The organism is Streptomyces sp. NPDC037421 (assembly GCF_055602105.1).
Genome location: NZ_JBVJWV010000004.1, coordinates 190914 through 214944, shown reverse-complemented (window position 1 = coordinate 214944; position 24031 = coordinate 190914). Strand labels below are relative to the sequence as shown.

Sequence of the window (24031 nt, the reverse complement as noted above, 5' to 3'; positions counted from 1 at the left end):
ACTGCTCTTACAGGTGCGGCAGGATCGCCGGCATCAGGTCCTGGAAGGTCCGGCCGTTGGCCGGGTTGCCGAGGGCCGTCATCTGCCAGCCGCTGCCGGCCCGGGACACCTTCGCCATGATCTGCGCGGTGTACTGGCCGCCGCCGTCGAGGGTGTAGCGGGCCAGCTCCTGGCCGTTGGTCTCGTCGACGATGCGGCAGAAGGCGTTCTGCACTTCCTGGAAGGTCTGGCCGGTGAACGAGTTCACCGTGAAGACGATCGTGTCGATGTGGACCGGGACCCGCTGGAGGTCGACGAGGATGGCCTCGTCGTCCCCGCCCTGGCCCACGCCGCCGACCAGGTTGTCGCCGGTGTGGCGGACCGAGCCGTCGTCGCTCTGCAGGTGCCGGAAGAACACCACGTCCACCGGCTGCTTGTCGGCGAAGAGCACCGCCGACGCGTCCAGGTCGATCTCCCGCGTCCGCGAGCCGAACAGCCCCCGGCGCTTGGCCGCCTGCCAGCCGAGGCCCATCCGGACCGCGGTCAGCGTGCCGCCGTCCGTCTTCTGAAGACTGATGGCCTGACCCTTGGTCATGTTGACCGTCACGCGCGTTCCCCTCTCCATAGCCCGCCCCTAAAGGCCCGCAGCGTGCACCTGCGGCGTTTCCACACCCTACTGACCGCCCCCGGGTCAGGCGAGGCCCGCTTCCCTCATCTGGCGAAGCTCCTTCTTCAGCTCGCCCACCTCGTCCCTGATCCGGGCGGCCACCTCGAACTGGAGCTCGGCGGCCGCTCCCCTCATCCGCTCGGTCATCTGCTCGATGAGCGCGGCCAGTTCGGCGGCGGGCCGGTCGGTCGGCGCGGCGGCCGCAGCGCCCTTGGCCGTCTTGCCGCTCTTCCCCCTGGCCGGGGCCGCGGCCTTGCCGCCGAGGGCGGGGACCGGCGCCTTGGCGCCCTTGCCGTCCTTGGCCTGCCGGTAGCCGGTGCCGAGGAGCTCCTCGGTGTCCAGCTCCTCGCGGGCGATGGTGGCGACGATGTCGTTGATCTTCTTGCGCAGCGGCTGCGGGTCGATCCCGTTGGCCGTGTTGTAGGCGATCTGCTTCTCGCGGCGCCGGTTGGTCTCCTCGATGGCCTTCCCCATGGCCGGGGTCATCTTGTCCGCGTACATGTGGACCTGGCCGGAGACGTTGCGGGCGGCGCGGCCGATGGTCTGGATGAGGGAGGTCCCCGAGCGCAGGAAGCCCTCCTTGTCGGCGTCGAGGATCGCCACGAGCGACACCTCGGGCAGGTCGAGGCCCTCGCGCAGCAGGTTGATGCCGACCAGGACGTCGTACTCGCCGGCCCGCAGCTCTCGCAGCAGCTCGATGCGGCGCAGGGTGTCGACGTCGCTGTGCAGGTAGCGGACCTGGATGCCCAGCTCCAGGAAGTAGTCGGTGAGGTCCTCGGCCATCTTCTTGGTGAGCGTGGTGACCAGGACCCGCTCGTCCTTCTCCACGCGGCTGCGGATCTCGTGCACGAGGTCGTCGATCTGGCCCTCGGTGGGCTTGACCACGACCTCGGGGTCGACGAGGCCGGTGGGGCGGATGATCTGCTCGACGAAGCCGTCGCCGCGGGAGAGCTCGTACTTGCCGGGGGTGGCCGACAGGTAGACGGTCTGGCCGACCCGCTCCAGGAACTCCTCCCACTTCAGCGGCCGGTTGTCGAGCGCGGACGGCAGCCGGAAGCCGTGGTCGACCAGGGTCCGCTTGCGCGAGGCGTCGCCCTCGTACATGGCGCCGATCTGCGGCACGGTGACGTGCGACTCGTCGATGACGAGGAGGAAGTCCTCGGGGAAGTAGTCGATGAGGGTGTTGGGCGCCGAGCCGCGCTCGCGGTCGTCCATGTGGAGCGAGTAGTTCTCGATGCCGGAGCAGGAACCGATCTGGCGCATCATCTCCAGGTCGTAGGTGGTGCGCATGCGCAGCCGCTGGGCCTCCAGCATCTTGCCCTGCTTCTCCAGCTCCGCGAGCCGCTCGGCGAGCTCGGCCTCGATGCCGGTGATCGCCTTCTCCATGCGCTCGGGGCCGGCGACGTAGTGGCTGGCGGGGAAGACGTAGAGCTCGCGGTCCTCGCTGATGACCTCGCCGGTCAGCGGGTGCAGGGTGGACAGCGCCTCGATCTCGTCGCCGAACATCTCGATGCGGACGGCCAGTTCCTCGTAGACCGGGAAGATCTCGATGGTGTCGCCGCGCACCCGGAAGGTGCCGCGGGTGAAGGCCAGGTCGTTGCGCGTGTACTGGATGTCGACGAAGCGGCGCAGCAGCTGGTCCCGGTCGATCTCCTCCCCCACCTTGAGGGGGACCATCCGGTCCACGTACTCCTGCGGGGTGCCGAGGCCGTAGATGCAGGACACGGAGGCGACGACGATCACGTCGCGCCGGGTCAGCAGCGAGTTGGTCGCGGAGTGGCGCAGCCGCTCCACCTCCTCGTTGATCGAGGAGTCCTTCTCGATGTAGGTGTCCGACTGCGGTACGTAGGCCTCGGGCTGGTAGTAGTCGTAGTACGAGACGAAGTACTCGACGGCGTTGTTCGGCAGGAGCTCGCGGAACTCGTTCGCCAGCTGGGCGGCCAGCGTCTTGTTCGGCGCCATCACCAGCGTGGGGCGCTGGAGCTTCTCGATCATCCACGCCGTGGTGGCGGACTTGCCCGTGCCGGTAGCGCCGAGCAGCACGACGTCCTTCTCGCCTGCGCGGATGCGCTTCTCCAGCTCGGCGATGGCCGCCGGCTGGTCACCGCTGGGCTGGTACGGGCTGACGACCTCAAAGGGTGCCACCGTGCGTTCGATCTTCGATACGGGCCGCATGAGTCCACCGTACGACCCCGCACTGACACTCACGCCCTTCCTCGGGCCGCGGGCCCCTCCCACAGGTCCGGCGGGCGCATCGGATCTCCTCCTTTCCGGTCTGTTTGTCGTAGTTCGGTGGCGTCCCGGTGATCTTCGCGCCGATGATCGCGGTGAACGCTCCACCGTGAAGTGCACCGCCGCAACGGCTCCCGCTCCGCACCCGTCTGACGCAGGACCAGGGCTCACGACCCGAGGAGAAAGCACATGTACGTCCGACCCGCCACCGCGGCAGCCGCCGCGATCCTGGGTTTCGCCCTCACGGTGCTGGGCGGGACGGCCTCCCCGGCCGCCACCGGCCCCGGCTCCCCCGACGCCACGAGCGGGGTCCTGGGCCCCGTCGTGTACGCCCACCGGGGGGCTTCCGCGTACGCCCCGGAGAACACCCTCGAAGCGATCGACCTGGCCAGGCGGCTGGGCTTCGACTGGGTCGAGAACGACGTCCAGCGGACCAGGGACGGCGAGCTGGTGGTGGTCCACGACGACACCCTCGCCCGCACCACCGACGCCGAGCAGGTCTTCCCCGGCCGGGCGCCCTGGCGGGTCAAGGACTTCACGGCGGCGGAGATCGGGCGGCTGGACGCGGGGAGCTGGTTCGCGCCGCGCTTCGCGGGCGCCCGGGTCCCGACCCTGCGCGAGTACGTGGGGCGGGTCCAGGAGAACCAGCAGAAGCTGCTGCTGGAGATCAAGAAGCCGGAGCTCTACCCCGGGATCGAGGGGGAGACGCTGGAGCTCCTGGACGAGCTGGGCTGGCTCGACGAGGACCACGTCGCGCGCCGCCTGGTGGTGCAGAGCTTCAGCGCCGACTCCGTGCGGATCGTGCACGGCCTGCGCCCCGACCTGGTGACGGCCTTCCTGGGCACCCCGGCCGTGGCCGACCTGCCGCGCTACGCGGAGTTCACGGACCGGATCAACCCGTGGCACACGACGATCTCGGCGGACTGGGTGACGGCGGTGCACGGCCTGCTGGGGGCCCACGGCAAGGCCATGGAGGTGGACACCTGGATCGTGGACGACGCGGCCACCGCCCGCAAGGTCCGGGACATGGGAGTGGACGGGATCATCACGAACGCGCCCGATGTGGTGCAGAACGCCGTGATCGGCTTCTGAGCCGGGGGCGGCGCGAGGGCCCGGGAGCCGTCCGCGCTGTCGGTGGCGGGCCGTACCGTGGAGGCGTGGACAGCACCGAGCGGCCCCGCGGGCCGCACCTCGAATGGACCGTCGTCCCCAGTGACATCGGCCCCCTGCTCCTGGCCGCGACCCCCGAGGGTCTGGTCCGGGTCGAGTTCCACGCGCGCCCGGACCGGGCCGGCCGGATGATCGGCTCGCTGGTCTCCCGGCTCGGCGCCGACGCGCGGCGGCCGGACCCGGGCGAGGAAGTGCTGCTCGCCGAGCCGATACGCCAGCTGGAGGCGTACTTCGCCGGTTCGCTGCGGCGCTTCGAGCTGCCGCTGGACTGGCGGCTCAGCTCCGGCTTCAACCGCCAGGTGCTGCTGGAGCTCGACCGCTCGGTGCCGTACGGGTCGGTCGTCGGGTACGGGGAGCTGGCCGCCCGCGTCGGGCAGCCGGGAGCGGCCCAGGCCGTGGGCAACGCCATGGGCTCGAACCCGCTGCCCGTGGTCGTGGCCTGCCACCGCGTGGTGGAGAACGACGGCGGGATCGGGGGTTTCGGCGGCGGGGTGGAGACCAAGCGGATCCTGCTCGCGCTGGAGGGCGTGCTCCCACAGCCCCTCTTCTGACCTGCGGGTTCCGTCGCGGCGGTGACAGCGGGTGGCCGCGGGACCCCGGGCCGCGATACCCGGTTCCCCCGGGCGGCCCGCGGTGGGAAACTGCCGCCGTGACCACTCCTGCCGCTCCAGGCCCCGTCCCGTCCGGTCCCGCCGAACCCCCGCGACGGGGGTGTCCGGCGTGAGCACCTCCCCGGGCACCTCCCCCGACACCACCGCCGGCAGCACCGGCCCGGCCGCGGCGGTCGACGCGGCCGACCTGCCCCGGCTCCAGCGCCGGACCTCCGCGGTGCTCATGGCCAGCCAGATCCTGGGCGGCCTGGGCGTGCCGATCAGCATCGCCCTGGCCCCCGTACTGGCCACCGAGATCAGCGGCACCGAGGCCCTGTCCGGCTTCGCCTCCACCGCCGCCGTGATCGGCACCGCCCTGGTCTCGCTGCCCCTCGCCGCCCTGATGACCGCCCGCGGACGCCGGCCGGGGCTGGTGGTGGCGTACGCGATCGGCTCGCTCGGCGCGGCCCTGGTGGTCCTGGCCGCCTCGGTCAGGAACTTCCCGCTGCTGATGCTCGGCATGGCCGCCTTCGGCGCGGCCTCCTCCGCCAACTTCCAGGCCCGCTTCGCCGCCGCCGACCTCGCCGCGCCCGACCGGCGGGCCCGGGCGATCTCGCTCGTCGTCTGGTCCTCCACCCTGGGCGCGGTGCTCGGGCCCAACCTCTCCGCCCCCGCCAGCGACAGCTTCGCCGGCACCTCCATACCCCAGACGGCGGGCCCCTTCGTGTGGGCCGGCGCCGTCTTCGTCCTCACCGGCACGCTGATCGCCGTGTTCCTGCGGCCCGACCCGCTGCTGACCGCCCGGGCCCTCGCCGGGCCCGGCGAGCAGTCCCGTCAGGCCCGCTCGCTGCGCGCGGGCATGGCCGCCGTCAAGGCCTCGCCGCGGGCCAGGCTCGCGCTGCTCACCGTCGCCGTGTCACACACCGCCATGGTCTCGATCATGGTGATGACCCCGATGGACCTCAGCCACCACGGCGCCGGCCTGCGCCTCGTCGGCCTGGTCATCAGCGGCCACATCGCGGGCATGTTCGCCTTCTCCCCCGTCATGGGCTGGCTCGCCGACCGCCTCGGCCGGCTGTCCGTGATCGGGCTCGCGGCCGGGCTGCTCTCCATCGCCGCCCTGCTCGCCGGCACGGCCGACGGCAGCCACGCCCAGAGCGCGGCCGGCCTCTTCCTGCTCGGGCTCGGCTGGTCCGCCGGATTGGTCTCCGGCTCGGCGCTGCTGACCGACTCGGTGCCCCAGGCCGCGCGGGCCGCCGTACAGGGCCTGAGCGACCTGACGATGAACACCGCCGCCGGTGTCGGCGGAGCCGCCGCCGGGCTGGTCATGTCCCAGGCCGGCTACGGCTGGCTCAACGCGATCGGTGCCGCGCTGCTCCTGCCCATGGCGGCGCTCGCCCTGTTCACCGCCCGGCGCCACCCCGCGCCCGAGAAGGCGGGCCTCAGCAGTTGATGTGGTAGGCCTTGCGCAGCGTCTCGTGGACCGTCCAGGTGGTCCGGTCGCCCTCGCGCAGCACACAGGCCGAGCCGGGGCCCACCTCGAACGTCGCGCCGCCCTCGACCTCGATGGTGGCGCGGCCGCTGACCACCACGAACAGTTCGTCGGCCTCGGTGTCGGTGACCACCCCGGGGGTGATCTGCCAGATCCCCCGGATCTGCGAGCCGTCCGCCGACTCCCACAGCACCTTGCCGGTCACCGTCGGCGTGCCGGAGACGATCTGCGCGGGATCGAGCTCCTCGGCCTCCAGCTCGGCGTCGGGGACGTCCGCGACGGACACGGCGAAGGAGGCGGGGGCGCTGTGGTCACTGGTGCTCATGGTGCGTCAGCCTAGGGCCGCCGCCCCGGCCCACGGGGTGACCAGAGCGTCCAGCGCGGGCGCGTCCGACGCGTCACTCCGTCGAGCGCGTCCGCGCCACCGGCCGGCGCGCGCCGAGAACGGGCTGGTGGAAGCCGGTGTCCTCGACGGGGTGCCAGACGGGCTCGCCGTAGCCCGCCTGCCGCACGTACCGCGCCGTCTCCTCTTCGGGCAGCGCCCAGTACGTGGCGGTCGACGTCCTCGTGCTCCAGCTCTCGCCGGACGGCAGCAGCTGGAAGAGCTCCACGTCGTAGCGCTCGCCGTCGGCGTGCCAGTGCCACAGCTGGAAGGTGACGGTCCGGCCCTCCGGCCCGGTCCGCACGTACGGGGCCCGGCTCGCGGGGCGGGTCCGGCGCAGCTCGCCGTACGGGCGGTGGAGAGCAGTAGCAGCCCACCGGGGCGCAGCACCCTGCGGCTTTCGGCCAGCGCGGCGCCCACGTCCTCGGCGGTCAGCAGGTGCGGGAGCGCGTTGTCGGCGCACACGACGGCGTCGAACGAGGCGTCGGGGAAGGGCAGCGCGCGCATGTCGGCGGCCGCGACCGGCAGCGCCAGACCGCGGGCGGCCGCCTCGCGCGCGGCGCGGGCGGCGGCGAGGGGGCTGAGGTCGGTGCCGGTGACCCGGTGGCCCAGGCCCGCCAGGCCCAGTGCCTGGGTGCCGATCCCGCAGGCGCTGTCGAGCACGGTGTGCGGACCCGGGCCGAGCGAGGCCTTGAGCAGGGCGTCCAGAGCACGGCCCTGGCGGGCGATGCTCGCGTCCCAGTCCGCGTACATGAGGTCGTAGCGGGAGGCGAGTTCGTCGTAGAAGCTCCGCGTGTCCATCCGGGCACGCTACTCGGACAGGTTCGCGCCGGAGCGGGAGGGGCGTGTTTGGGGGCGTGAATCCCGTGCCAGGGATGGGGACATGCCACAGCACAGAGCATCCGAGATCCCGGTCCTGTCGGAAGAGGTGCGCGAGGCGCTCGCCGCTCGCCTGCCCGTCGTCGCCCTGGAGTCGACGATCATCGCGCACGGCCTGCCGCGCCCCCGCAATCTGGAGGTGGGTCTGGAACTGGAGGAGCTGGTCCGGACGGAGGGCGCGGTACCGGCGACCGTCGCCGTGGTGGACGGCGTCCCGAGGGCGGGCCTCGACAAGGCCGCGCTGGAGCGGATCGCCGCCGGCGAGGGGGTGCGCAAGCTGGGCCACCGCGACCTCGCGCCCGCCCTGGCGACGGGGGCGACCGGGGCGACGACGGTGTCGGCGACGGCCTTCCTGGCCGCGCGGGCGGGGCTGCGGGTGTTCGCCACGGGCGGGCTGGGCGGCGTACACCGGGAGTGGACGCTCTCGCAGGACGAGTCGGCGGACCTGTCGCTGCTCGCCCGGACCCGGATCACGGTCGTGTGCGCGGGGGTGAAGTCGATCCTGGACGTGCCGGCCACGCTCCAGCGCCTCGAAACGCTCGGGGTCGGCGTCGTCGGCTACCGGACGAAGCGCTTCCCCGGCTTCTACCTGGCCGACTCGGGAGAGCCGGTCGACTGGACCGTGGAGGAGCCGGAGGAGGTGGCGGCGGTGATGGCCGCTCAGGACGCCGTCGGCGGACCGGAGTCGGCGCTGCTGGTCGCCAACCCGGTGGCGGAGGCGGAGCAGCTGGATCCGGTGCTGCACGACCGGGTCCTGTCCGAGGCCCTCGCCGAGTGCCGGGAGCGCGGCATCACGGGGCAGGCGGTGACGCCGTTCCTGCTGGGGTTCCTGGTGCGCGCGACGGGCGGTGCCTCGCTGGAGGCGAACCTGGCGGCGGTACGCGGCAACGTGCGGCTCGGCGCCCGGATCGCCCGGGCCTGGGCGGCCCGCGCATGACGGCGGCGCCGGCGGAGACGCTGCCGGGGGCGTTGCTGGTGGTCGGCGACGTGGTGACGGACGTGGTGGCGGTGCACCGCGAGCCCCTGGCCCCGGCCACCGACACCGCCGCCCGCATCCGCACCCTCCCCGGCGGGGCCGGGGCCAACGCGGCCTGCTGGGCGGCCCGTACGGGCACCGCGGAGGTACGCCTGCTCGCGCGGGTGGGTTCCGAGTCGGCCCGCTGGCACGAGCGGGCGCTGGTCGACGCGGGGGTGCGGCCCCGGCTGGTGGTGGACCCGGCGGAGCCGACCGGGACGGTGGTGGCGCTGGTCGGCGAGGACGCGGAGCGCACCTTCCTGACCGACAGCGGGGCCTCGCTGCGGCTGTGCCCCGCCGACTGGGTGCCGGCCCTGCTGGACGGCGCCGGGCACCTGCACCTGTCGGGCTACCTGTTCTTCTCGGACAGCAGCCGGGAGCTGGCCCTGGTCGCGCTGCGGGCCGCCCGGACGCGCGGGGTGCCCGTGAGCGTCGACCCCGCCTCGGCGGGGTTCCTCGCGGAGCTGGGCCCCGAACGCTTCCTGGCCGCCGTGGCGGGGGCCGGCGTGCTCCTGCCGAACGAGGACGAGGCCCGGCTGCTGGCGGGCGTGCGGGAGCCCGCCCGGGCGGCGGAGGAACTCAGCCGGCGGGTGCCGCTGGTGGTGGTCACCCGGGGCTCCGGCGGAGCGCTCGTCGCCGAGGGCGGCCGGATCACCGCCGAGGTCGAGGCGGAGCCGGCCGAGGCGGTGGACACCACGGGCGCCGGGGACGCCTTCGCGGGCGGCTTCCTGGCGGCCCGCCTCTCGGGGGCCACCCCGAGGGAATCCGCCCGGGCCGGCTGCCGCGCGGCCGCCGACGCGGTCTCCCGCCTGGGCGGCCGCCCGCCTTCTTGACGCGCCGCGCCCCTTTCTTGACGCGCCGCTCGCACGGCTCGGCCGCGGGCGGCCTCCCCGGCTTCGCGCCGCTGCGCCGGACTCCGTCCGTCGGGCGCGGGGCGGGGCCGGTTCCGATGGCTGGGGCCGGTGGGTCGGGTGCGGGTGGGTGGCCGCTGCGCGGTGCGGTCCCCTACCCGCCCTTCCACCGTTCCCAGGGGTGCTGCCCCTGACCCCGATTTCCAGCCTCGCCGGCGTTTGAGGCGCTGGGGGTCTGGGAGCGGAGCCCCGGGGAACGGGCGAAGGGCGGGGCGGGGAGCAGCCCGCGCAGCGGCACCCCCGCCCGGCCGGGGCAACGGCACGGGCTGGGTCCTGTCCGGACGATCTTCGTGGATCAGGCCGCGGGGTCTGGTGCGGTGCATCGCAAGGCGGAGGAGCGCAGCTCGTACTCGGCCGTACTCGCGCGCTCCGACAACGCGGCGAGGTGCCGTGCCGGACGTCGCGGGCCCGCGAAGATCGCCCGGACAGGGCCTAGCTCCGCGGGACCCCGGTCCAGGCCGGGTGGCGGGGGTCGTCCGCGCGGACCAGGACGTCCGCCGTCGAGGCCGGGTCCGTGTCCCGCGCGTAGCGGGCGAACGCCGGGAGGGTCCACCGTTCGGACGCCGGCGTCCGCCGGCCCAGCGCCCCCGCGGAGAGGCTGACGTGCACGCTCAGGTCGAACGGGAACCAGTGCCCCAGCAGCAGCGGCCCGTGCACGATCACCACCCCGCCCGGCGGGAGTTCGGTGTACGGGCTGCGGGTGGCGCGGTCGGTGACCGGGTCCCACAGGTCGGGCAGTACCCGGCCGCTGCCGCCGGGGTCCGTCGGACCGAACACCTCGCGCCACAGCGCGCCCGTGTCGTACCAGCCCCCGAGGTACGCGTCCACGTCCTCGCGCCCGTACTCGAACCGCAGCGAGGCAGGTCGCAGGAACCCCCCGACCGGGACCACGAGCACGGACCGGCCGCGCGAGCGCAGCGCCCCGGCCAGTTCCTCCGCCAGGACCCCGGTGTCGGCCGCCGGCGCCCCGTCGATGCCCACACGTTGCCAGCCGTCGCCCCCTCCGGGCGCGTCGAGGTGGCCGGCGAGCCGCTCGGCCATCCGCTGCCAGGTGATCGCTTCCAGCTTCACCAGCCCATTGTCAGTGGTGCGCCCTAACGTTTTTCACGAGGGATCACCGGTCGAAAGGAGCCGGCGGCCCTGCTCTTGGGGAGGGGTCTGTCATGGCTCGGGAGACGACGTATCTGGAGCTGTCGCAGGAGGACGGCGCGGCGCACAAGTTCTACGAGGTGACCCTGGACGGCACCGCCGTCTCGGTGCGCTACGGCCGCATCGGCGCGGCAGGCCAGTTGCAGAGCTCCTCGTTCCCGACGGCCGAGAAGGCCCGCGCGGCCGCCGCCAAGAAGATCGGCGAGAAGGTCCGCAAGGGGTACGCGCCGGCGGTGCGGGGTGTGCGCGCCGCCCGCTCGGTGACCCGCCGGCAGGTGGCCTCGGCGCCGTCCACGGCCCGCGCGGTGGCGCCGGTGCTGTGGCGCTTCCGCACCGGCTCCTCGGCCTTCGGCATCCACGTGGACGAGGACCGCTGCTGGGTGGGCAACCAGGCGGGGGACGTCTACACGGTGAGCCACGGAGGCGAGGTGCTGGCCCGCTACTCCCTGCCGGACGGGGTGAAGTGCCTGGTGGCGGACGAGTTCTGGATATACGCGGGCTGTGACGACGGCACGGTGTACGACCTGTCCTCGAAGGTGCCGTTCGGGGCGTACGGGATAGCCGCGGACGTGGACATCTACTGGCTCGACATCCACGAGGGCGTGCTCAACGTCTCCGACGCGGGCGGCGGCCTGACGGTCATCGACCACGAGGACGAGCACCAGTGGTCGCGGAAGTCCTCCGGTACCGGCGCCTGGATGGTCCGGGCGGACGAGCGGGCCGTCTACCACGGGCACAGCGCCGGTGTGACTGCCTACGCGGCCGACGGCACCGGCCAGTTGTGGCACACCTCGACGCCGGGCGGGGTGCTGTTCGGCTGGCAGGAGGAGCACGCGGTGTACGCGGGCACGGTGCGCAACACCGTGCAGCGCCTGTCGAAGGCGACGGGCCGGGTCGAGGCCTCGTACCCGTGCGACTCGGCGGTGTACTCGTGCGCGACCTCTCCGGACGGCCGGCACGTCTTCGCGGGCGACTCCTCCTCCTCGGTGTACTGCTTCGACGCGGACGGGCGCCGGCTGTGGAAGCTGGGCACCGGTGGGGGTTCCGCCCTGTCGATGCAGTACCTGGACGAACGGCTGTACCTCGTCACCACGGACGGGTCGCTGGTGTGCGTGGACGCGAGCGAGGCGGCGATCGCCGCGGCCCAGCAGGGTTCCGTCCCGACCGCGGTGGACGTGAAGTCGGCGGCCGCGCTGCCGGTGTTCACCCCGGCGGCCTCCGCCTCGGCGGTGGCGACGGTCTCGGTGGCCTCGGTCCCGGCCGGCGGTGTGGTGGTGGAGTGCGTCCAGCAGGGCGGGCGGATGCGGGTGCAGGTGGTCTCGGAAGGCTTCGAGCACGGCTGGAACGTGCAGTTCCCGCGCGGGATCCGGGAGGCGGGCGCCCGGTACGTGGTGGACGGCCTGCACGCGGCGAGCGGGGGCTTCTACCGGGTGCGCGGGGAGATACGCCGACTGGTCTGAGCGGCGCACCGGGGGTCCTCGGGGCTGGGGGTCCCCCCGGACGGAGTCTGGGGGAGGCAGGGCACCGCGCCCCGCGGGGCGGGGGCGGCCACCGACCAGGGGTCGTCCTCGGCGAGGGCGCAGGTTATATGGAGGACGACGGGCCGGGTCCCGAGGTTGCGGCCGAGGTGTACGTTGCCGGCGCCGGCCGGTTCGACGAAGGTGGCCCCGGCCGGATGCACCTCCACGGTGCCGTCGGCCAGGAAGCGGGTCAGGGTCCCGGACTTGACCACCGCCATCAGCGGGACGTGGTGGTAGTGCCATCCCGTGCAGCCGCCGGGCGCTATGACGACCTCCCGGCCCGTGAGGCCCGAGGGCGCGGTCTTCCTCGCCGCTCCCGCGGCTCTCGGGCGCCGTACCGTCGCCTGCCGTCCACCCATGTGCTCCTCCTTGCCAGGGGCTCACGGTAGACGGACCTCATGACTTCCAGTCGGATTTTATGAAAGACCAACAACCCTTCCGCGTCAGGTGATATAGGCGTCGGCGGGCGGTATCACAACGGCATGAGTCTCGTCGTCTTCGAGTCACAGAAGCCGATCCACTGCGCCGCGTGCCGGCGGGGGCCGCTGCGGCACCTCGTCCGCGAATCCGGTGTGCCCCGCTGCCTCGACTGCGCCGACCTCGGCCATCTCGTGTACCTGCCGCGCGGTGACGCGGCGCTCACCCGCCGGGCCCGGGAGGGCAGTTCGCTGCACGCCGTCGTGGTGCGCCGGCACAAGGGCCGCCGCCGCTACGAACGCCAGGGGCTGCTGGTGGAGGACGCCGCGCTGGCCCGCGCCGAGCGCGCCTGCCTCGCCGACGCCGATGCCCGGGCCCGCCGCCGGGAGCGGGACCGGCTGCGCCGCGCGGCCGAGGACGTCCGGTTCACCGCGGCCTTCGCGGCCGAGATCCGGCGGCTGTTCCCCGGCTGCCCGGCCGACCGCGCCCGGGCCATCGCCGCCCACGCCTCGGTGCGCGGCAGCGGCCGGGTCGGGCGTACCGCCGCCGGCCGGGCGCTCGACGAACAGGCGGTGTCGGTCGCGGTACGGGCCGCGGTACGGCACACGGACACCGAGTACGACGCGCTGCTGATGGCGGGGGTGCCCCGGTTCGCGGCCCGGGCCCGGCTGGCGGCGCGGATCGACGCGATCCTCGACGGCTGGCGCGCGGGGGACGTCAGCTGAGGCGGAAGCGGCGGTAGAGGAGCACCCCGCCGAGCAGCAGGGCACCGCTGCCGGGCACCAGGTAGCCGAGCCCCTCGGAGCCGGTGTGGGCCAGGGCCGAGGGGTCCCAGGACGGGGCCTGCGGGGCGGGCGGGGCGGGCGGGGCGGGCGGGGTCACCGGCCGCTGGGCGACCGGCGGCCGGCCGGCGGGCGGCTGCGCCGGCTTGCCGCCGGTCGGGGTCTCGCCGTTCACGGAGGTGTTCCCGTGGGAGCTGTTGCCGACGCCGACGACGTTCACCGAGTTGCCGCTGACGTTCAGCGGGAGATCCACGGGGAGCTGGACGCCGTTGCCGGACAGCAGCCCGGGGGAACCCTTTCCGCGCCCCTCGGCACTCGCCCCTCCCCCGTGGCCGGACCCCGGTTTCGACGGATGGGAGGGCCGGGGGTCCGGATTCGCCCCGACCGGCGCCGCGTTCGTACAGCTGTTGCCGGCTGCGGAGTTGAGTACGCCGACCACGCTCACGGTGTTGCCGCACACGTTCACCGGGGCGTGCACGGGCAGCTGCACCAGGTTCCCGGAGAGCAGCCCCGGGGAGCGCTCGGTCTGCCCGCCCGCCTCGGCGTCGGCGTACGCGAAGCCGCCCACCCCCGCGACTGCCAGTCCGCCACCCGCGACCATCGCCGCGATCAAGCCATTCCGACGAGTGTGACGCATCAGATTTCCTGCCTTCCGGAGGGTTTCAGGGGCATCGAGCCCGCACCGGAAACAACGCGGTAAACCCGTTCGGGTTATAGAGCCGGTAGGCATTTCACTCCATCGTGTACTGGGTAGTGCCTACTTCATGACTGAACGACCGCTCCTGCTACTCGACGTGGACGGCCCGCTCAACCCCTTCCGGTCCCTCTTCGCAGGTCTGCGCGGCTACACGAGCCACCGGATGCGCCCGGACGTCTGGCTCTCCTACCGCGATCCGGAGTCCCGCAAGGCCCGGCGCGGTGTCCGGGTGCGCCTCCACCCCTCCCACGGTGCCCGGCTGCAGGCCCTGCCCTTCGAACTGGCCTGGGCCACGGCCTGGACGCACCAGGCCAACACCCTGATCGCCCCGCGCATCGGGCTCCCCGCCGACCTGCCCGTGGTGGAGTGGCCGGAGCTCTTCGCCCGCGACCCCGACGGCCTCTCATGGAAGACCCGCCCGCTGCTCGACTGGGCGGCCGGCCGGCCCTTCGCCTGGGTCGACGACATGATCACCCCGCAGGACCGCGCCTGGGTCTGCGCCCACCACCCGGCGCCGAGCCTCCTGCTGCGCATCCACCCCCGCCACGGCCTGCGCGACCGGGACTTCGCGGCCCTGTCCGCCTGGGCGGGCGAGGTCAGCGCAGCAGGGCGGTGACCGGATCCGGGGACGGAGCGGCGGTGGGCCACCAGTCGTCGGCGTCCGGGCGGGACTCGTAGGCGTACCAGAGGCCCTCGCGGCTCAGGCGGAGCTGGCGGGTGCGGGAGGTGAGCCGGTTGCGCTCGGGGCGGAAGGACCCCTGGCCGGCGGCGAGCAGGGCGGGCCGGGCCCGGTCGAAGGGCCCGGCCGGGGGGTCCCAGGGCTCGTCGAGCACCGTGAGCGCGGGCAGGCCTCCCTGGCGCCAGGCCGCGGCGGCGCGCGCCAGGTCCGTGGTGCTGTGGCCGGTGGCGCGGGCCAGGTCCCGGTACAGGGCCCGGGCGGCGCCGGTGAGGCCCGAGGTGGGGTGTGCCGAGGCCAGCCGGACGGCGTCCTGCCAGAGGGTGAGGCCGCCGACGGGGTCCTCGGCCGTGGCGAGCAGGGCCAGCGCGCGGTCGGCCGCGTCGGTGGCGAGCTGCTCCAGCGCCAGCGGGTCGGGCGCGGCCGGATCGGCGGGGTAGGCGGGCGGCGGGCCCGCGGCGGCGGGTGCGGCGAGCGGGGCCGGCAGCGGGGGCAGGCCGGTGCGGGCGAGCGCCGCCCGGGCCGGGACGCCGGGGAAGTCCGGCGCGGCATCGGGCTGTTCGCGCGCCGCGTGCGCGGCGTTGCGCCGGCCCAGCTCGTCGAGGAGCTCGCGCTCACCGCGGCCGCGCAGGAGCAGCAGGACGAAGGGGTCGGCGTCCAGGAGCCGGGCCGCCCGGTAGCAGAGGGCCGCGGCGTGCTTGCAGGGCGGCCGCACCGTGTCCGGGCAGGAACAGCGCGCCTCGAGCTCGCCCGCGCCGGGCAGCACCGTCTCCGCGAGGGACTGCGGGACCTCCCTTTCCAGCAGCGCGGCGAGGGCCGAGGGGTCGGCGGCCAGCGCCTCCAGCAGTGCGGACCACTCGGCGTCCGCGAAGGCGGGCAGGGTCAGCTCGGTGCGGTAGGGGCGGGCCCGGCTGCCCCGGACGTAGGCCACGATCCGGCCGGGGGTGACCGTGACCGCGTCGACATGGCCTTCGGCGGCGTACGCGTGCCCGCGCCGGAGGCGGGCCGCGTCCTGCGCGCGCTCCTCCAGCGCGGCCACCCAGGCCCGGCCCCACCAGGTCGCGGCCTCGAGCCCGGCGGGCACGGTCTCGAAGGTGCGGCGGCGGTCGTCCCGCGCGGTGATCACGCTGGCCTCCGCAGGGAGACGAGATCGGCCAGCTCGCGGTCCGTCAGCTCGGTCAGCGCGGCCTCGCCGGAGCCGAGCACGGCATCGGCCAGCGCCCGCTTGGCCTCCAGCAGTTCGGCGATGCGGTCCTCGACGGTGCCCTCGGCGATGATGCGGTGGACCTGGACGGGCTGGGTCTGGCCGATGCGGTAGGCGCGGTCGGTGGCCTGCTCCTCGACGGCCGGGTTCCACCAGCGGTCGTAGTGGATCACGTGTCCGGCGCGGGTGAGGTTGAGGCCCGTCCCCGCGGCCTTGAGGGACAGCAGGAAGACGGGGACCTCGCCGGACTGGAAGCGGTCGACGAGCTCCTCCCGGCGGGGCACCGGGGTGCCGCCGTGCAGGAGCTGCGAGGGGATGCCCCGGGCGGCGAGGTGCCGCTCCAGGATCCGGGCCATGGTCACGTACTGGGTGAAGACCAGCACCGAGCCGTCCTCGGCCAGGATCGTGTCCAGCAGCTCGTCCAGCAGGGCGAGTTTGCCCGAGCGGTGCGCGAGGCGGGGCTCCGCCTCTTTGAGGTACTGCGCCGGGTGGTTGCAGATCTGCTTGAGCGAGGCCAGCAGCTTCATGATCATGCCGCGCCGCTCCATGCCCTCGCTGCCCTCGATCACGGCCATCGCCTCGTCCACCGCCGCCTGGTAGAGGGAGACCTGCTCCCTGGTCAGGGACACCGGATGGTCCGTCTCCGTCTTCGGGGGCAGCTCGGGGGCGATGCCGGGGTCGGACTTCTTGCGGCGCAGCAGGAACGGCCGGACGAGCGCGGCCAGCCGGGCCACCGCCGCCTCGTTGCCCCCGTCCTCCTCCTGCTGGTGCTCGACCGGGCGGGCGTGCCGGGCCCGGAAGGTGGTGAGCGGGCCCAGCAGCCCCGGCGTCGTCCAGTCGAGCAGCGCCCACAGTTCGGAGAGGTTGTTCTCGACGGGGGTCCCGGTGAGGGCCACCCGGGCCGGGGACGGGATGGTGCGCAGCGCCTTCGCCGTCGCCGAGTGCGGGTTCTTCACGTGCTGGGCCTCGTCCGCGACGACCAGGCCCCAGCTCTGCCCGGCCAGCCGGGCGGCCGCCGCCCGCATGGTCCCGTACGTGGTGAGCACGAAGCCCCCGGCCAGCCCGTCGAGGCTGCGGCCGGCGCCGTGGAAGCGGCGCACGGGGGTGCCGGGGGCGAACTTCTCGATCTCCCGCTGCCAGTTGCCCAGCAGCGACGCCGGGCAGACCACGAGGGTGGGCTCGGGCCGGTCCCGGTGCAGGTGCAGGGCGATCAGGGTGACCGTCTTGCCCAGGCCCATGTCATCGGCGAGGCAGCCGCCCAGCCCGAGCGAGGTCATCAGGTCCAGCCAGGCCAGCCCGCGCAGCTGGTAGTCCCGCAGGGTCGCCTTCAGGGCCGCGGGCGGCGCGACCGGGGGCAGTTCCCCGGTGAGCCGGTCCCGCAGGGCGGCCAGCGCCCCCACGGGAACCGCCGGCACCGCCTCCCCGCCGACGTCGGCCGTGCCGGTCAGTACGGCGGTCAGCGCGTCCACCGGGTCCAGCAGGCCCAGCTCCCGCTTGCGCGCCTTGCGCACGAGCTCGGGATCGACCCGCACCCACTGGTCACGCAGCCGCACCACGGGCCGGTGTGCCTGCGCGAGCGCGTCCATCTCCCCCGGGGTGAGCCGGTCCCCGCCGAGGGCCAGCTCCCAGGAGAAGGAGAACAGGGCGGCCGCGTCGAAGAAGGCGGTGCCGTCGGTCGCGGAACCGGGCGCGGCCGGCCGGACGACGGCGGTCGCCGAGAGCGTACGGGCCAGCTCGCGCGGCCAGTGCACCAGCACTCCGGCCGCCGCCAGCCGGGTCGCGGCGGTGCCCAGCAGGTCCTCCAGATCCGGGTCCGACAGCGCGAGGGCGTCCGGCACCGGCTGGTCGAGCAGGCGCAGCAGCGGCGGCCAGACCCTCGCCGCCCGGCGCAGCGCGAGCACGGCGTCGATCCGGGCGCGCGGGCCGAATCCGGCGGCCGCCGCCCCGGCCCACAGCAGACCCGCGTCGGTGACCAGCGTCGGGTCGGCCAGGCTGTGCACCTGGACCACGGCCGCTCCGGCGCGGCGGACGTCCTCCGGCTCGGCCTCGTCGAACAGCCGGAAGGAGGACAGGTCGAGCCGGAGCGAGATCCCCACCCCGGCATCGGCTCCGGCCGCGACCTGCGCCGCCCACTCCTGTATCCCCGGCACCCGCTGCGGCTCCCGGGCCGCGAACGGCCGTCCGGTGGCGAAGGGCGCGGCCGGCGTACGCGGCAGCACATCGGCGACGGCGTCGAGGAACGCCCGGACCAGGGCTTCGGGCTCGGGCAGGGCCGTCGGGCGGCGGCCTGCGAGCGGGGTGGCGTACCCCTCGTACGGCAGGGCGGCCGCGACGGCGCGCAGGTACCCGACGTCCTCGGCGTCCAGCGGCCCGGCACGCCAGGCGTCGACCCCGTCGGCGGTGAGCCCCGGCAGCAGGCGGCCCCGCGCGGCGAGGGACAGCGCCTGCGTGGCGGCGGTGCCCCAGGCGCGGGCGGCGGGATGCGCGGCGGGGCTGCGGGCGGCCCGGACGAGCACGGGCAGGGCGGCGGCCACCGACAGCGCCACCGCGGGCACCGTACGCGTGCGGACGCCGTCCCCGTGCGGCCGGACCACCTTCAGCGGATGCGGGGTCCCCAGCTCGGGCAGCGGGTCCCCCTCGGGGCACCAGAACGCCACCCGCCCCTCCCGGGGTACGGCGGCGGGGAGGAACACGGCGGCGCGGCGCAGCAACGACGGCTGCGGCGGCGGCTGCGCGGTCACGGGGTCCCCCCTCCCTGCTGCTCGGCTCCGCCCGGTCATGGCGGATCCACTGCCGCCGAGTCTAGGCGGGCCCACTGACAACCGGCGCTGACCTGCGGATACGCCAGGCCGTCCGGGGGGAGGTCAGCGTGCCCAGCGGCCCTGTTCGCTCGCGAAGCCGTACTCGGGCCGGCCCGCCGCGGCACTGGTGCGCCAGGGCACGCCGTCGTCGTCCAGGCGCAGGGTGCCGGACCCGCCGGGCCCGCTCCGGCGCAGTTCGAGGTACCAGTCGCAGTCGCAGCCCGTCGCGGCGGCCGTCACCCGGAGCACGACCGGATCGGTCGCCGAGACCCGCAGCGGGAAGGCCGGCGCGGGGAGCCGGGTCCCGGCGTCGTTGCCCGCGACGGGCCGGGCCAGCGGCCTCGGCGCGTCCAGGTTCACGGCGAAGCCGGCCGGGGTGAGGCCCCCGCCGCAGCCCTGGGACATCTGGTAGACGTTCCAGGCCGGCGGGGTCCGCCGGGCGCCCACCCGCACCTCCAGCCCCTGGAGCACCACGGCCTGTTCCCCTGTGCCGTGGAGGGTGACCTCGACGGTCTGGGTCCCGGCGTGCACGGCCCGCTGCACCCGCGCCCAGGCGGGCGCGTCCGCTTCCACGGGCAGCGGGGGGACGGACTCCGGGGCCCGTTCGGAGAGGTAGGCGTGCTCGCAGCCGGCGGCCTCCTGGCAGGACTACGGGAAGCCGGCCGTCGAGGAGGGCGCGCACGTCTACGGCGTCGGCGCCTCCATCCCGGAGTCCGAGCCGGGCGTGCACCTGTACGGGATCGGACGCGACGGCTCCACCGTGACCGTCGTGAAGTGGGGCCAGATGGGCAACCTGCCCGACGCCCCCGTACCCGCCTTCAAGAAGACGACCACGACGGCCGTGAACAAGCTCAGTCCCTGAGCCTCGGCCCCCGGGACCGGCCGCCCGGTGGGACCATGGAACCGAGGCCTCCGAGCAGGGTGAGGCGATGGCCATGCGTACCGGAAACGAGCCGGCGACCGCCCGCAGTCCGCTGCGGCTGCGGTTCTGGCTGAGCCTGTGGGGTCTGGTCTGGGCCGCCGCCGGGGCGGCCGCGTTCTCGCTGGCCGGCCGTCCCGGATGGGCGGCCGCCTGCGCGGCGCTCGCGCTGGTGGCCGCCGTCGACCTGGCCGTCGTCGTCCGGCACATCCACCAGGGCCCGCACTACCAGCCGGGCCCGGACGTCCCCCCGTACGAGCCTCCGCGCGGCACCCCCTAGGGGGTGGTCCGGCGGGTCAGGATCGGACAGTCCCGGGCCCGGCCCTGATCCGCCGGCCCCCCTAGCTCTCGAAGCGGGCCGCCTCCAGGTACTCGGGCTGGGGATCGAGGGCGGCGGCGAGCCTGAAGTGGCGGCGGGCCCGCTCGGGGCGGCCGGCCCGCTCGTGGGTACGGGCGAGCGCGAAGTGGGCGAAGGCGTTGTCCGGCTCCCGCTCCAGCACCAGCTCGAACTCCAGCTGTGCGGGCCGCAGCTGCGCCGCCGCGAAGAAGGCCCGGGCGCGCAGCAGCCGGGCCGCGGTGTTCTCCGGGTGCGCGGCTATGACGGAGTCGAGCAGCCGGACCGCGCCGCGCGGGTCCCGGGCGGCGAGGAGCTGCTCGGCGGCCCGGTAGTCGATGACGTGCGTCTCGGGGCTCGCGGAACCCGACGACCCGGCGGGTCCGGGTCCGGTGGACGGCGGCGGCGGCGGGGGCGTGGTGTCGGACACGGTGTCTTTCCTTCCCTCTACGGGCGCGTTCAACGCCCTTCGCCGCCGCGCCTATTCCGCGGCGGCCCGGGCCGTCAGCTCCTCCCAGACCTTGCGCACCTGGGGCTCCAGCGCCTCCAACGGCCCGTCGTTGTCGATCACGAGCGTGGCCACCGCCAGCCGCTGCTCCCGCGTGGCCTGGGCTGCCATCCGGGCGCGGGCCTCCTCCTCCGTCATCCCGCGCAGTGCGGTCAGCCGGGCCAGCTGCGTGCCGGGGGCCGCGTCCACGACCACGACGAGGTCGTACAGGGGCGCGAGGCCGTTCTCCGTGAGGAGCGGTACGTCGTGCACCACGATCGCGCCGGGTCCCGCCGCCGCCTCCAGCTCGGCGGACCGGGCCCCGACGAGCGGGTGCACGATGGCGTTGAGGGTCTGGAGCTTCGCCGGGTCGGTGAAGACGATCGCCCCCAGCCCGGGGCGGTCCAACCGCCCGTCGGCGGTGAGCACGGAGTCCCCGAAGGCCTCCACCACGGCCGCGAGCCCGGGCGTGCCCGGCTCCACGACCTCCCGCGCGATCCGGTCGGCGTCGACGACGACCGCCCCGTACCCCGCCAGCAGCCGCGAGACCTCGCTCTTGCCGGCACCGATTCCGCCTGTCAGGCCCACTTTCAGCATGCTCAGCACCCTAGGCGGTGTCCCCCTCCCGAGGAACACCGCCCGACGAACACCGCCCGGGGGACGGCCCCGGTCCTACCCTTCGCCCTCGCGCTCCGCCAGGAACCGCTCGAACTCGCGGCCGATCTCGTCCGCCGACGGGATCTCGGCCGGCTCGGCGATCATGTTGCCCCGGGTCTCGGCCCCGGCGGCGGCGTCGTACTGGTGCTCCAGGCCCTGGACGAGGCCGACGAGCTCCTCGTCTCCCTCGCGGATCTGCCGGTCGATCTCCGTCTGGGTGCGGTGCGCCTCGGTGCGCAGGGCGTGCGCGACGGCCGGCAGGACCAGCCCGGTGGCGGCCGTGATGGCCTCCAGGGCGGTCAGTGCCGCGTCCGGGTACGCGGAGCGGGCGACGTAGTGCGGAACGTGCGCGGCGACGCCGAGCACGTCGTGTCCGGCCTGGGCGAGGCGGAACTCGACCAGCGATTCCGCGCTGCCGGGCACCTGGGCCTCGTCGAAGGGGCTGCGGTGGCCGGGCATCAGGTCGGTGCGGTTGCCGTGCGGGGTGATGCCGACGGGCCGGGTGTGCGGAACGCCCATGGGGATGCCGTGGAAGTTGACCGAGAGGCGGACCCCGAGCCGCTCCACGATCTGCCGGACGGCGACGGCGAAGCGCTCCCATTCCACGTCCGGCTCGGGGCCGGAGAACAGCAGGAACGGCGCGCCGGTGGCGTCCTGGACCAGGCGCACCTCCAGGCGGGGCTCCTCGAACTCGCTCCAGTGGTCGCGCTGGAAGGTCAGCAGCGGACGGCGTGCCCGGTAGTCCACCAGCCGGTCCGCGTCGAAGCGGGCCACCACCTGGTGGGGCAGGGTGTCGAGGAGGCGTTCGACGATCTGCTCGCCGGTCTCGCCCGCGTCGATGTACCCCTCGAAGTGGTACAGCATGACCAGTCCGGCCGAGTCCTGGGTCAGCGCCAGGTCCGCCACCGCCAGACCCTTGGCATCCCATTCGTACAGACCCTGTGGATCAAGCACCGTCACCACTCCTCCCTCGCGCCGTGTTCCCTGCGAAGAACGTCCGGGACCGCGCGGCCATTCCCAGGTGGGCGGTATTGACACAAACGCAATGCGACGGCGGGCGGACCCACGGTGGCGGTGGGGCCCGCGCCCGGCGCCCGCCAACCGGGAACGCGGCGAGGCCCGCCCCCCGAAGGGGACGGGCCTCGTCGTTCAGCTCAGCTCACACCGGGGTGTGATGCGCTGCGATCAGCTCTGGCCGCCGGCCAGCTTCTCGCGGAGCGCGGCCAGGGCCTCGTCCGACGCCAGGGCGCCGGAGGTCTCGTCCGCACCCTCGGAGGAGTACGAACCACCGGAGACGCCCGCACCGGCGTTGCCACCGGCGGCCGGGGCGGCAGCGCCCTCGGCGGCAGCGGCCTCGTCGGCCTCGCGGCTCTTGATGACCTGGGCCTGGTGCTGCTCGAAGCGGACCTGCGCCTCGGCGTACTGGCGCTCCCACGTCTCGCGCTGGGTCTCGTAGCCCTCGAGCCAGTCGTTGGTCTCGGGGTCGAAGCCCTCGGGGTAGATGTAGTTGCCCTGGTCGTCGTAGGACGCGGCCATGCCGTACAGGGTCGGGTCGAACTCGACCGACGCCGGGTCGGCACCGAAGGACTCGTTGGCCTGCTTGAGGGACAGCGAGATCCGGCGACGCTCGAGGTCGATGTCGATGACCTTGACGAAGATCTCGTCGTTGACCTGGACGACCTGCTCCGGGATCTCCACGTGGCGCTCGGCCAGCTCGGAGATGTGGACCAGACCCTCGATGCCCTCGTCCACGCGGACGAACGCACCGAACGGAACCAGCTTGGTGACCTTACCCGGGACGACCTGGCCGATCTGGTGGGTCCGGGCGAACTGCTGCCACGGGTCCTCCTGCGTCGCCTTCAGCGACAGGGAGACACGCTCGCGGTCCATGTCGACGTCGAGGACCTCGACGGTGACTTCCTGGCCGACCTCGACAACCTCGGACGGGTGGTCGATGTGCTTCCAGGACAGCTCGGAGACGTGGACGAGACCGTCGACGCCGCCCAGGTCCACGAAGGCACCGAAGTTGACGATCGAGGAGACGACGCCGGAGCGGACCTGACCCTTCTGCAGGGTGGTGAGGAACGTCTGGCGAACCTCGGACTGGGTCTGCTCGAGCCAGGCGCGGCGGGACAGGACCACGTTGTTGCGGTTCTTGTCCAGCTCGATGATCTTCGCCTCGAGCTCCTTGCCCACGTAGGGCTGGAGGTCGCGGACGCGACGCATCTCGACGAGGGAGGCCGGCAGGAAGCCACGGAGGCCGATGTCGAGGATGAGACCACCCTTGACGACCTCGATGACGGTACCGGTGACGATGCCGTCTTCTTCCTTGATCTTCTCGATCGTGCCCCAGGCACGCTCGTACTGAGCGCGCTTCTTGGACAGGATCAGGCGGCCTTCCTTGTCCTCCTTCTGGAGAACCAGGGCCTCGATCTCGTCGCCGACCTTGACGACCTCGTTCGGGTCGACGTCGTGCTTGATCGAGAGCTCGCGGCTCGGGATCACGCCTTCGGTCTTGTAACCGATGTCGAGCAGGACCTCGTCCCGGTCGACCTTCACGATGACGCCGTCGACGATGTCGCCGTCGTTGAAGTACTTGATCGTCTCGTCGATCGCGGCCAGGAAGGCTTCCGCGTTACCGATGTCGTTGACCGCTACCTGCGGAGGGGTGGTGGCGGTGGTCTCGGTGCTGCTCGTCATGTGGGAAAGGGCTCCGGTTACGGACAGAAAGTCGTAGGTACTGCTACGCCGGGAGCCCTTATCGGCACCTGCCGAAGAAGCCGGACAGCCAAAGAAGCCCCAAGATCCCCTGAAAGGGGGAAGGGCCTCGAAAACCGAGGGGACATTCAACAGATGCAAGCGCAGCCTGCTAGGTCTGAGGAGCACAGGCTCGCAGCGCAACTTGTAGCATACGGGGGCAGCCGGACAGGGTCAATGCGCGAAGGCGCACACCGCGGGCAGATCACCGCATAACCGGCGCAATTCGTGGGCGGAGACGCGGTGATGAGCGCTCCGCACGAGTTTTCCGGCCACCCGGACCACCGAGCCATCCGCAGACTACGACGACGGGC

Annotated in this window: 23 protein-coding genes and 1 pseudogene; 10 read left to right on the top strand and 14 right to left on the bottom strand. The window is 73.8% G+C overall.

The annotated features are described in order from the left end of the window. Positions 1-7: 7 nt before the first annotated feature. Entirely contained in the window at positions 8-586 is a 579-nt protein-coding gene (locus tag ACZ7IF_RS08610; protein ID WP_470965174.1) for a TerD family protein, read from the bottom strand. An 84-nt stretch (positions 587-670) separates the two neighbouring features. After that, positions 671-2821, bottom strand: a complete 2151-nt coding sequence (gene uvrB, locus ACZ7IF_RS08605) for an excinuclease ABC subunit UvrB (protein WP_470965171.1) — start codon at positions 2819-2821, stop codon at positions 671-673. A 246-nt stretch (positions 2822-3067) separates the two neighbouring features. On the opposite strand from uvrB, the gene ACZ7IF_RS08600 reads away from it, so the two are divergent. The 3 genes from ACZ7IF_RS08600 to ACZ7IF_RS08590 all read left to right on the top strand — a co-directional run bounded on the left by ACZ7IF_RS08600 (position 3068) and on the right by ACZ7IF_RS08590 (position 6091). After that, positions 3068-3970 (top strand): glycerophosphodiester phosphodiesterase, encoded by a 903-nt coding sequence (locus ACZ7IF_RS08600; RefSeq protein WP_470965168.1) that lies wholly within the window; start codon positions 3068-3070, stop codon positions 3968-3970. Between the two features lie 65 nt (positions 3971-4035). Further along, on the top strand, positions 4036-4599 hold the full coding sequence (locus ACZ7IF_RS08595) for a methylated-DNA--[protein]-cysteine S-methyltransferase (protein ID WP_470965166.1): 564 nt from the start codon (positions 4036-4038) through the stop codon (positions 4597-4599). Positions 4600-4882: 283 nt separating this feature from the next. Continuing rightward, complete coding sequence (locus ACZ7IF_RS08590) at positions 4883-6091, top strand: MFS transporter (protein ID WP_470965527.1); 1209 nt, start codon at positions 4883-4885, stop codon at positions 6089-6091. Here the strand turns inward: ACZ7IF_RS08590 and ACZ7IF_RS08585 are convergent. Next, on the bottom strand, positions 6081-6455 hold the full coding sequence (locus tag ACZ7IF_RS08585) for a cupin domain-containing protein (RefSeq protein ID WP_470965164.1): 375 nt from the start codon (positions 6453-6455) through the stop codon (positions 6081-6083). The genes ACZ7IF_RS08590 and ACZ7IF_RS08585 overlap by 11 nt on opposite strands. A 73-nt stretch (positions 6456-6528) precedes the next feature. Continuing rightward, positions 6529-7313: pseudogene (locus ACZ7IF_RS08580) on the bottom strand (class I SAM-dependent methyltransferase). Between the two features lie 82 nt (positions 7314-7395). On the opposite strand from ACZ7IF_RS08580, the gene ACZ7IF_RS08575 reads away from it, so the two are divergent. After that, entirely contained in the window at positions 7396-8328 is a 933-nt protein-coding gene (locus ACZ7IF_RS08575) for a pseudouridine-5'-phosphate glycosidase (protein ID WP_470965162.1), read from the top strand. Continuing rightward, positions 8325-9239, top strand: a complete 915-nt coding sequence (locus tag ACZ7IF_RS08570; RefSeq protein WP_470965159.1) for a carbohydrate kinase family protein — start codon at positions 8325-8327, stop codon at positions 9237-9239. The genes ACZ7IF_RS08575 and ACZ7IF_RS08570 overlap by 4 nt, the downstream gene beginning before the upstream one ends. A 510-nt stretch (positions 9240-9749) precedes the next feature. Here the strand turns inward: ACZ7IF_RS08570 and ACZ7IF_RS08565 are convergent. Next, positions 9750-10388: a nucleoside/nucleotide kinase family protein gene (locus ACZ7IF_RS08565; RefSeq protein WP_470965156.1), complete on the bottom strand. Its 639-nt coding sequence runs from the start codon at positions 10386-10388 to the stop codon at positions 9750-9752. A gap of 92 nt (positions 10389-10480) precedes the next feature. Here ACZ7IF_RS08565 and ACZ7IF_RS08560 point away from each other — a divergent pair, with 92 nt between their 5' ends. After that, a complete protein-coding gene (locus ACZ7IF_RS08560) occupies positions 10481-11926 on the top strand; it encodes a WGR domain-containing protein (protein ID WP_470965152.1) in 1446 nt (481 codons plus the stop codon). Here the strand turns inward: ACZ7IF_RS08560 and ACZ7IF_RS08555 are convergent. Further along, positions 11890-12345 carry a cupin domain-containing protein gene (locus ACZ7IF_RS08555; protein ID WP_470965149.1) on the bottom strand — a complete coding sequence of 152 codons (456 nt, stop codon included), beginning with the start codon at positions 12343-12345 and terminating at the stop codon, positions 11890-11892. The two genes, ACZ7IF_RS08560 and ACZ7IF_RS08555, sit on opposite strands and share 37 nt — an antisense overlap. A gap of 123 nt (positions 12346-12468) precedes the next feature. Here ACZ7IF_RS08555 and ACZ7IF_RS08550 point away from each other — a divergent pair, with 123 nt between their 5' ends. After that, positions 12469-13128, top strand: coding sequence for a DUF2293 domain-containing protein (locus tag ACZ7IF_RS08550; protein ID WP_470965146.1), 660 nt, complete (start codon positions 12469-12471; stop codon positions 13126-13128). Here ACZ7IF_RS08550 and ACZ7IF_RS08545 read toward each other — a convergent pair. Next, positions 13121-13822, bottom strand: coding sequence for a chaplin (locus ACZ7IF_RS08545; protein ID WP_470965143.1), 702 nt, complete (start codon positions 13820-13822; stop codon positions 13121-13123). The genes ACZ7IF_RS08550 and ACZ7IF_RS08545 overlap by 8 nt on opposite strands. 127 nt (positions 13823-13949) lie before the next feature. Here ACZ7IF_RS08545 and ACZ7IF_RS08540 point away from each other — a divergent pair, with 127 nt between their 5' ends. Next, the gene (locus ACZ7IF_RS08540) at positions 13950-14498 is read left to right on the top strand and encodes a hypothetical protein (protein ID WP_470965140.1); all 549 of its coding nucleotides are present in this window, start codon (positions 13950-13952) and stop codon (positions 14496-14498) included. Here the strand turns inward: ACZ7IF_RS08540 and ACZ7IF_RS08535 are convergent. From ACZ7IF_RS08535 to ACZ7IF_RS08525, 3 genes are all read right to left on the bottom strand, one after another. Further along, positions 14479-15684: an SWIM zinc finger family protein gene (locus ACZ7IF_RS08535; RefSeq protein WP_470965137.1), complete on the bottom strand. Its 1206-nt coding sequence runs from the start codon at positions 15682-15684 to the stop codon at positions 14479-14481. The two genes, ACZ7IF_RS08540 and ACZ7IF_RS08535, sit on opposite strands and share 20 nt — an antisense overlap. Further along, on the bottom strand, positions 15681-18542 hold the full coding sequence (locus ACZ7IF_RS08530) for a DEAD/DEAH box helicase (RefSeq protein ID WP_470965134.1): 2862 nt from the start codon (positions 18540-18542) through the stop codon (positions 15681-15683). Before ACZ7IF_RS08530 ends, ACZ7IF_RS08535 begins: the two co-directional genes overlap by 4 nt. 84 nt (positions 18543-18626) lie before the next feature. Then, entirely contained in the window at positions 18627-19136 is a 510-nt protein-coding gene (locus tag ACZ7IF_RS08525; RefSeq protein ID WP_470965131.1) for a hypothetical protein, read from the bottom strand. A gap of 151 nt (positions 19137-19287) precedes the next feature. Between ACZ7IF_RS08525 and ACZ7IF_RS08520 the strand changes: the two genes are divergently transcribed. Beyond that, the gene (locus ACZ7IF_RS08520; RefSeq protein ID WP_470965128.1) at positions 19288-19425 is read left to right on the top strand and encodes a hypothetical protein; all 138 of its coding nucleotides are present in this window, start codon (positions 19288-19290) and stop codon (positions 19423-19425) included. A 73-nt stretch (positions 19426-19498) separates the two neighbouring features. Beyond that, entirely contained in the window at positions 19499-19762 is a 264-nt protein-coding gene (locus ACZ7IF_RS08515; RefSeq protein WP_470965125.1) for a DUF6343 family protein, read from the top strand. Positions 19763-19823: 61 nt separating this feature from the next. Here the strand turns inward: ACZ7IF_RS08515 and ACZ7IF_RS08510 are convergent, their stop codons facing one another. The 4 genes from ACZ7IF_RS08510 to rpsA all read right to left on the bottom strand — a co-directional run bounded on the left by ACZ7IF_RS08510 (position 19824) and on the right by rpsA (position 23660). Then, positions 19824-20156 carry a tetratricopeptide repeat protein gene (locus ACZ7IF_RS08510; RefSeq protein WP_469113470.1) on the bottom strand — a complete coding sequence of 111 codons (333 nt, stop codon included), beginning with the start codon at positions 20154-20156 and terminating at the stop codon, positions 19824-19826. Positions 20157-20297: 141 nt separating this feature from the next. Further along, complete coding sequence (gene coaE, locus ACZ7IF_RS08505) at positions 20298-20900, bottom strand: dephospho-CoA kinase (protein ID WP_470965122.1); 603 nt, start codon at positions 20898-20900, stop codon at positions 20298-20300. Positions 20901-20975: 75 nt separating this feature from the next. Continuing rightward, complete coding sequence (locus ACZ7IF_RS08500) at positions 20976-21914, bottom strand: PAC2 family protein (protein WP_470965119.1); 939 nt, start codon at positions 21912-21914, stop codon at positions 20976-20978. A gap of 231 nt (positions 21915-22145) precedes the next feature. Continuing rightward, complete coding sequence (rpsA, locus tag ACZ7IF_RS08495; protein WP_007263497.1) at positions 22146-23660, bottom strand: 30S ribosomal protein S1; 1515 nt, start codon at positions 23658-23660, stop codon at positions 22146-22148. Positions 23661-24031: the final 371 nt, after the last annotated feature.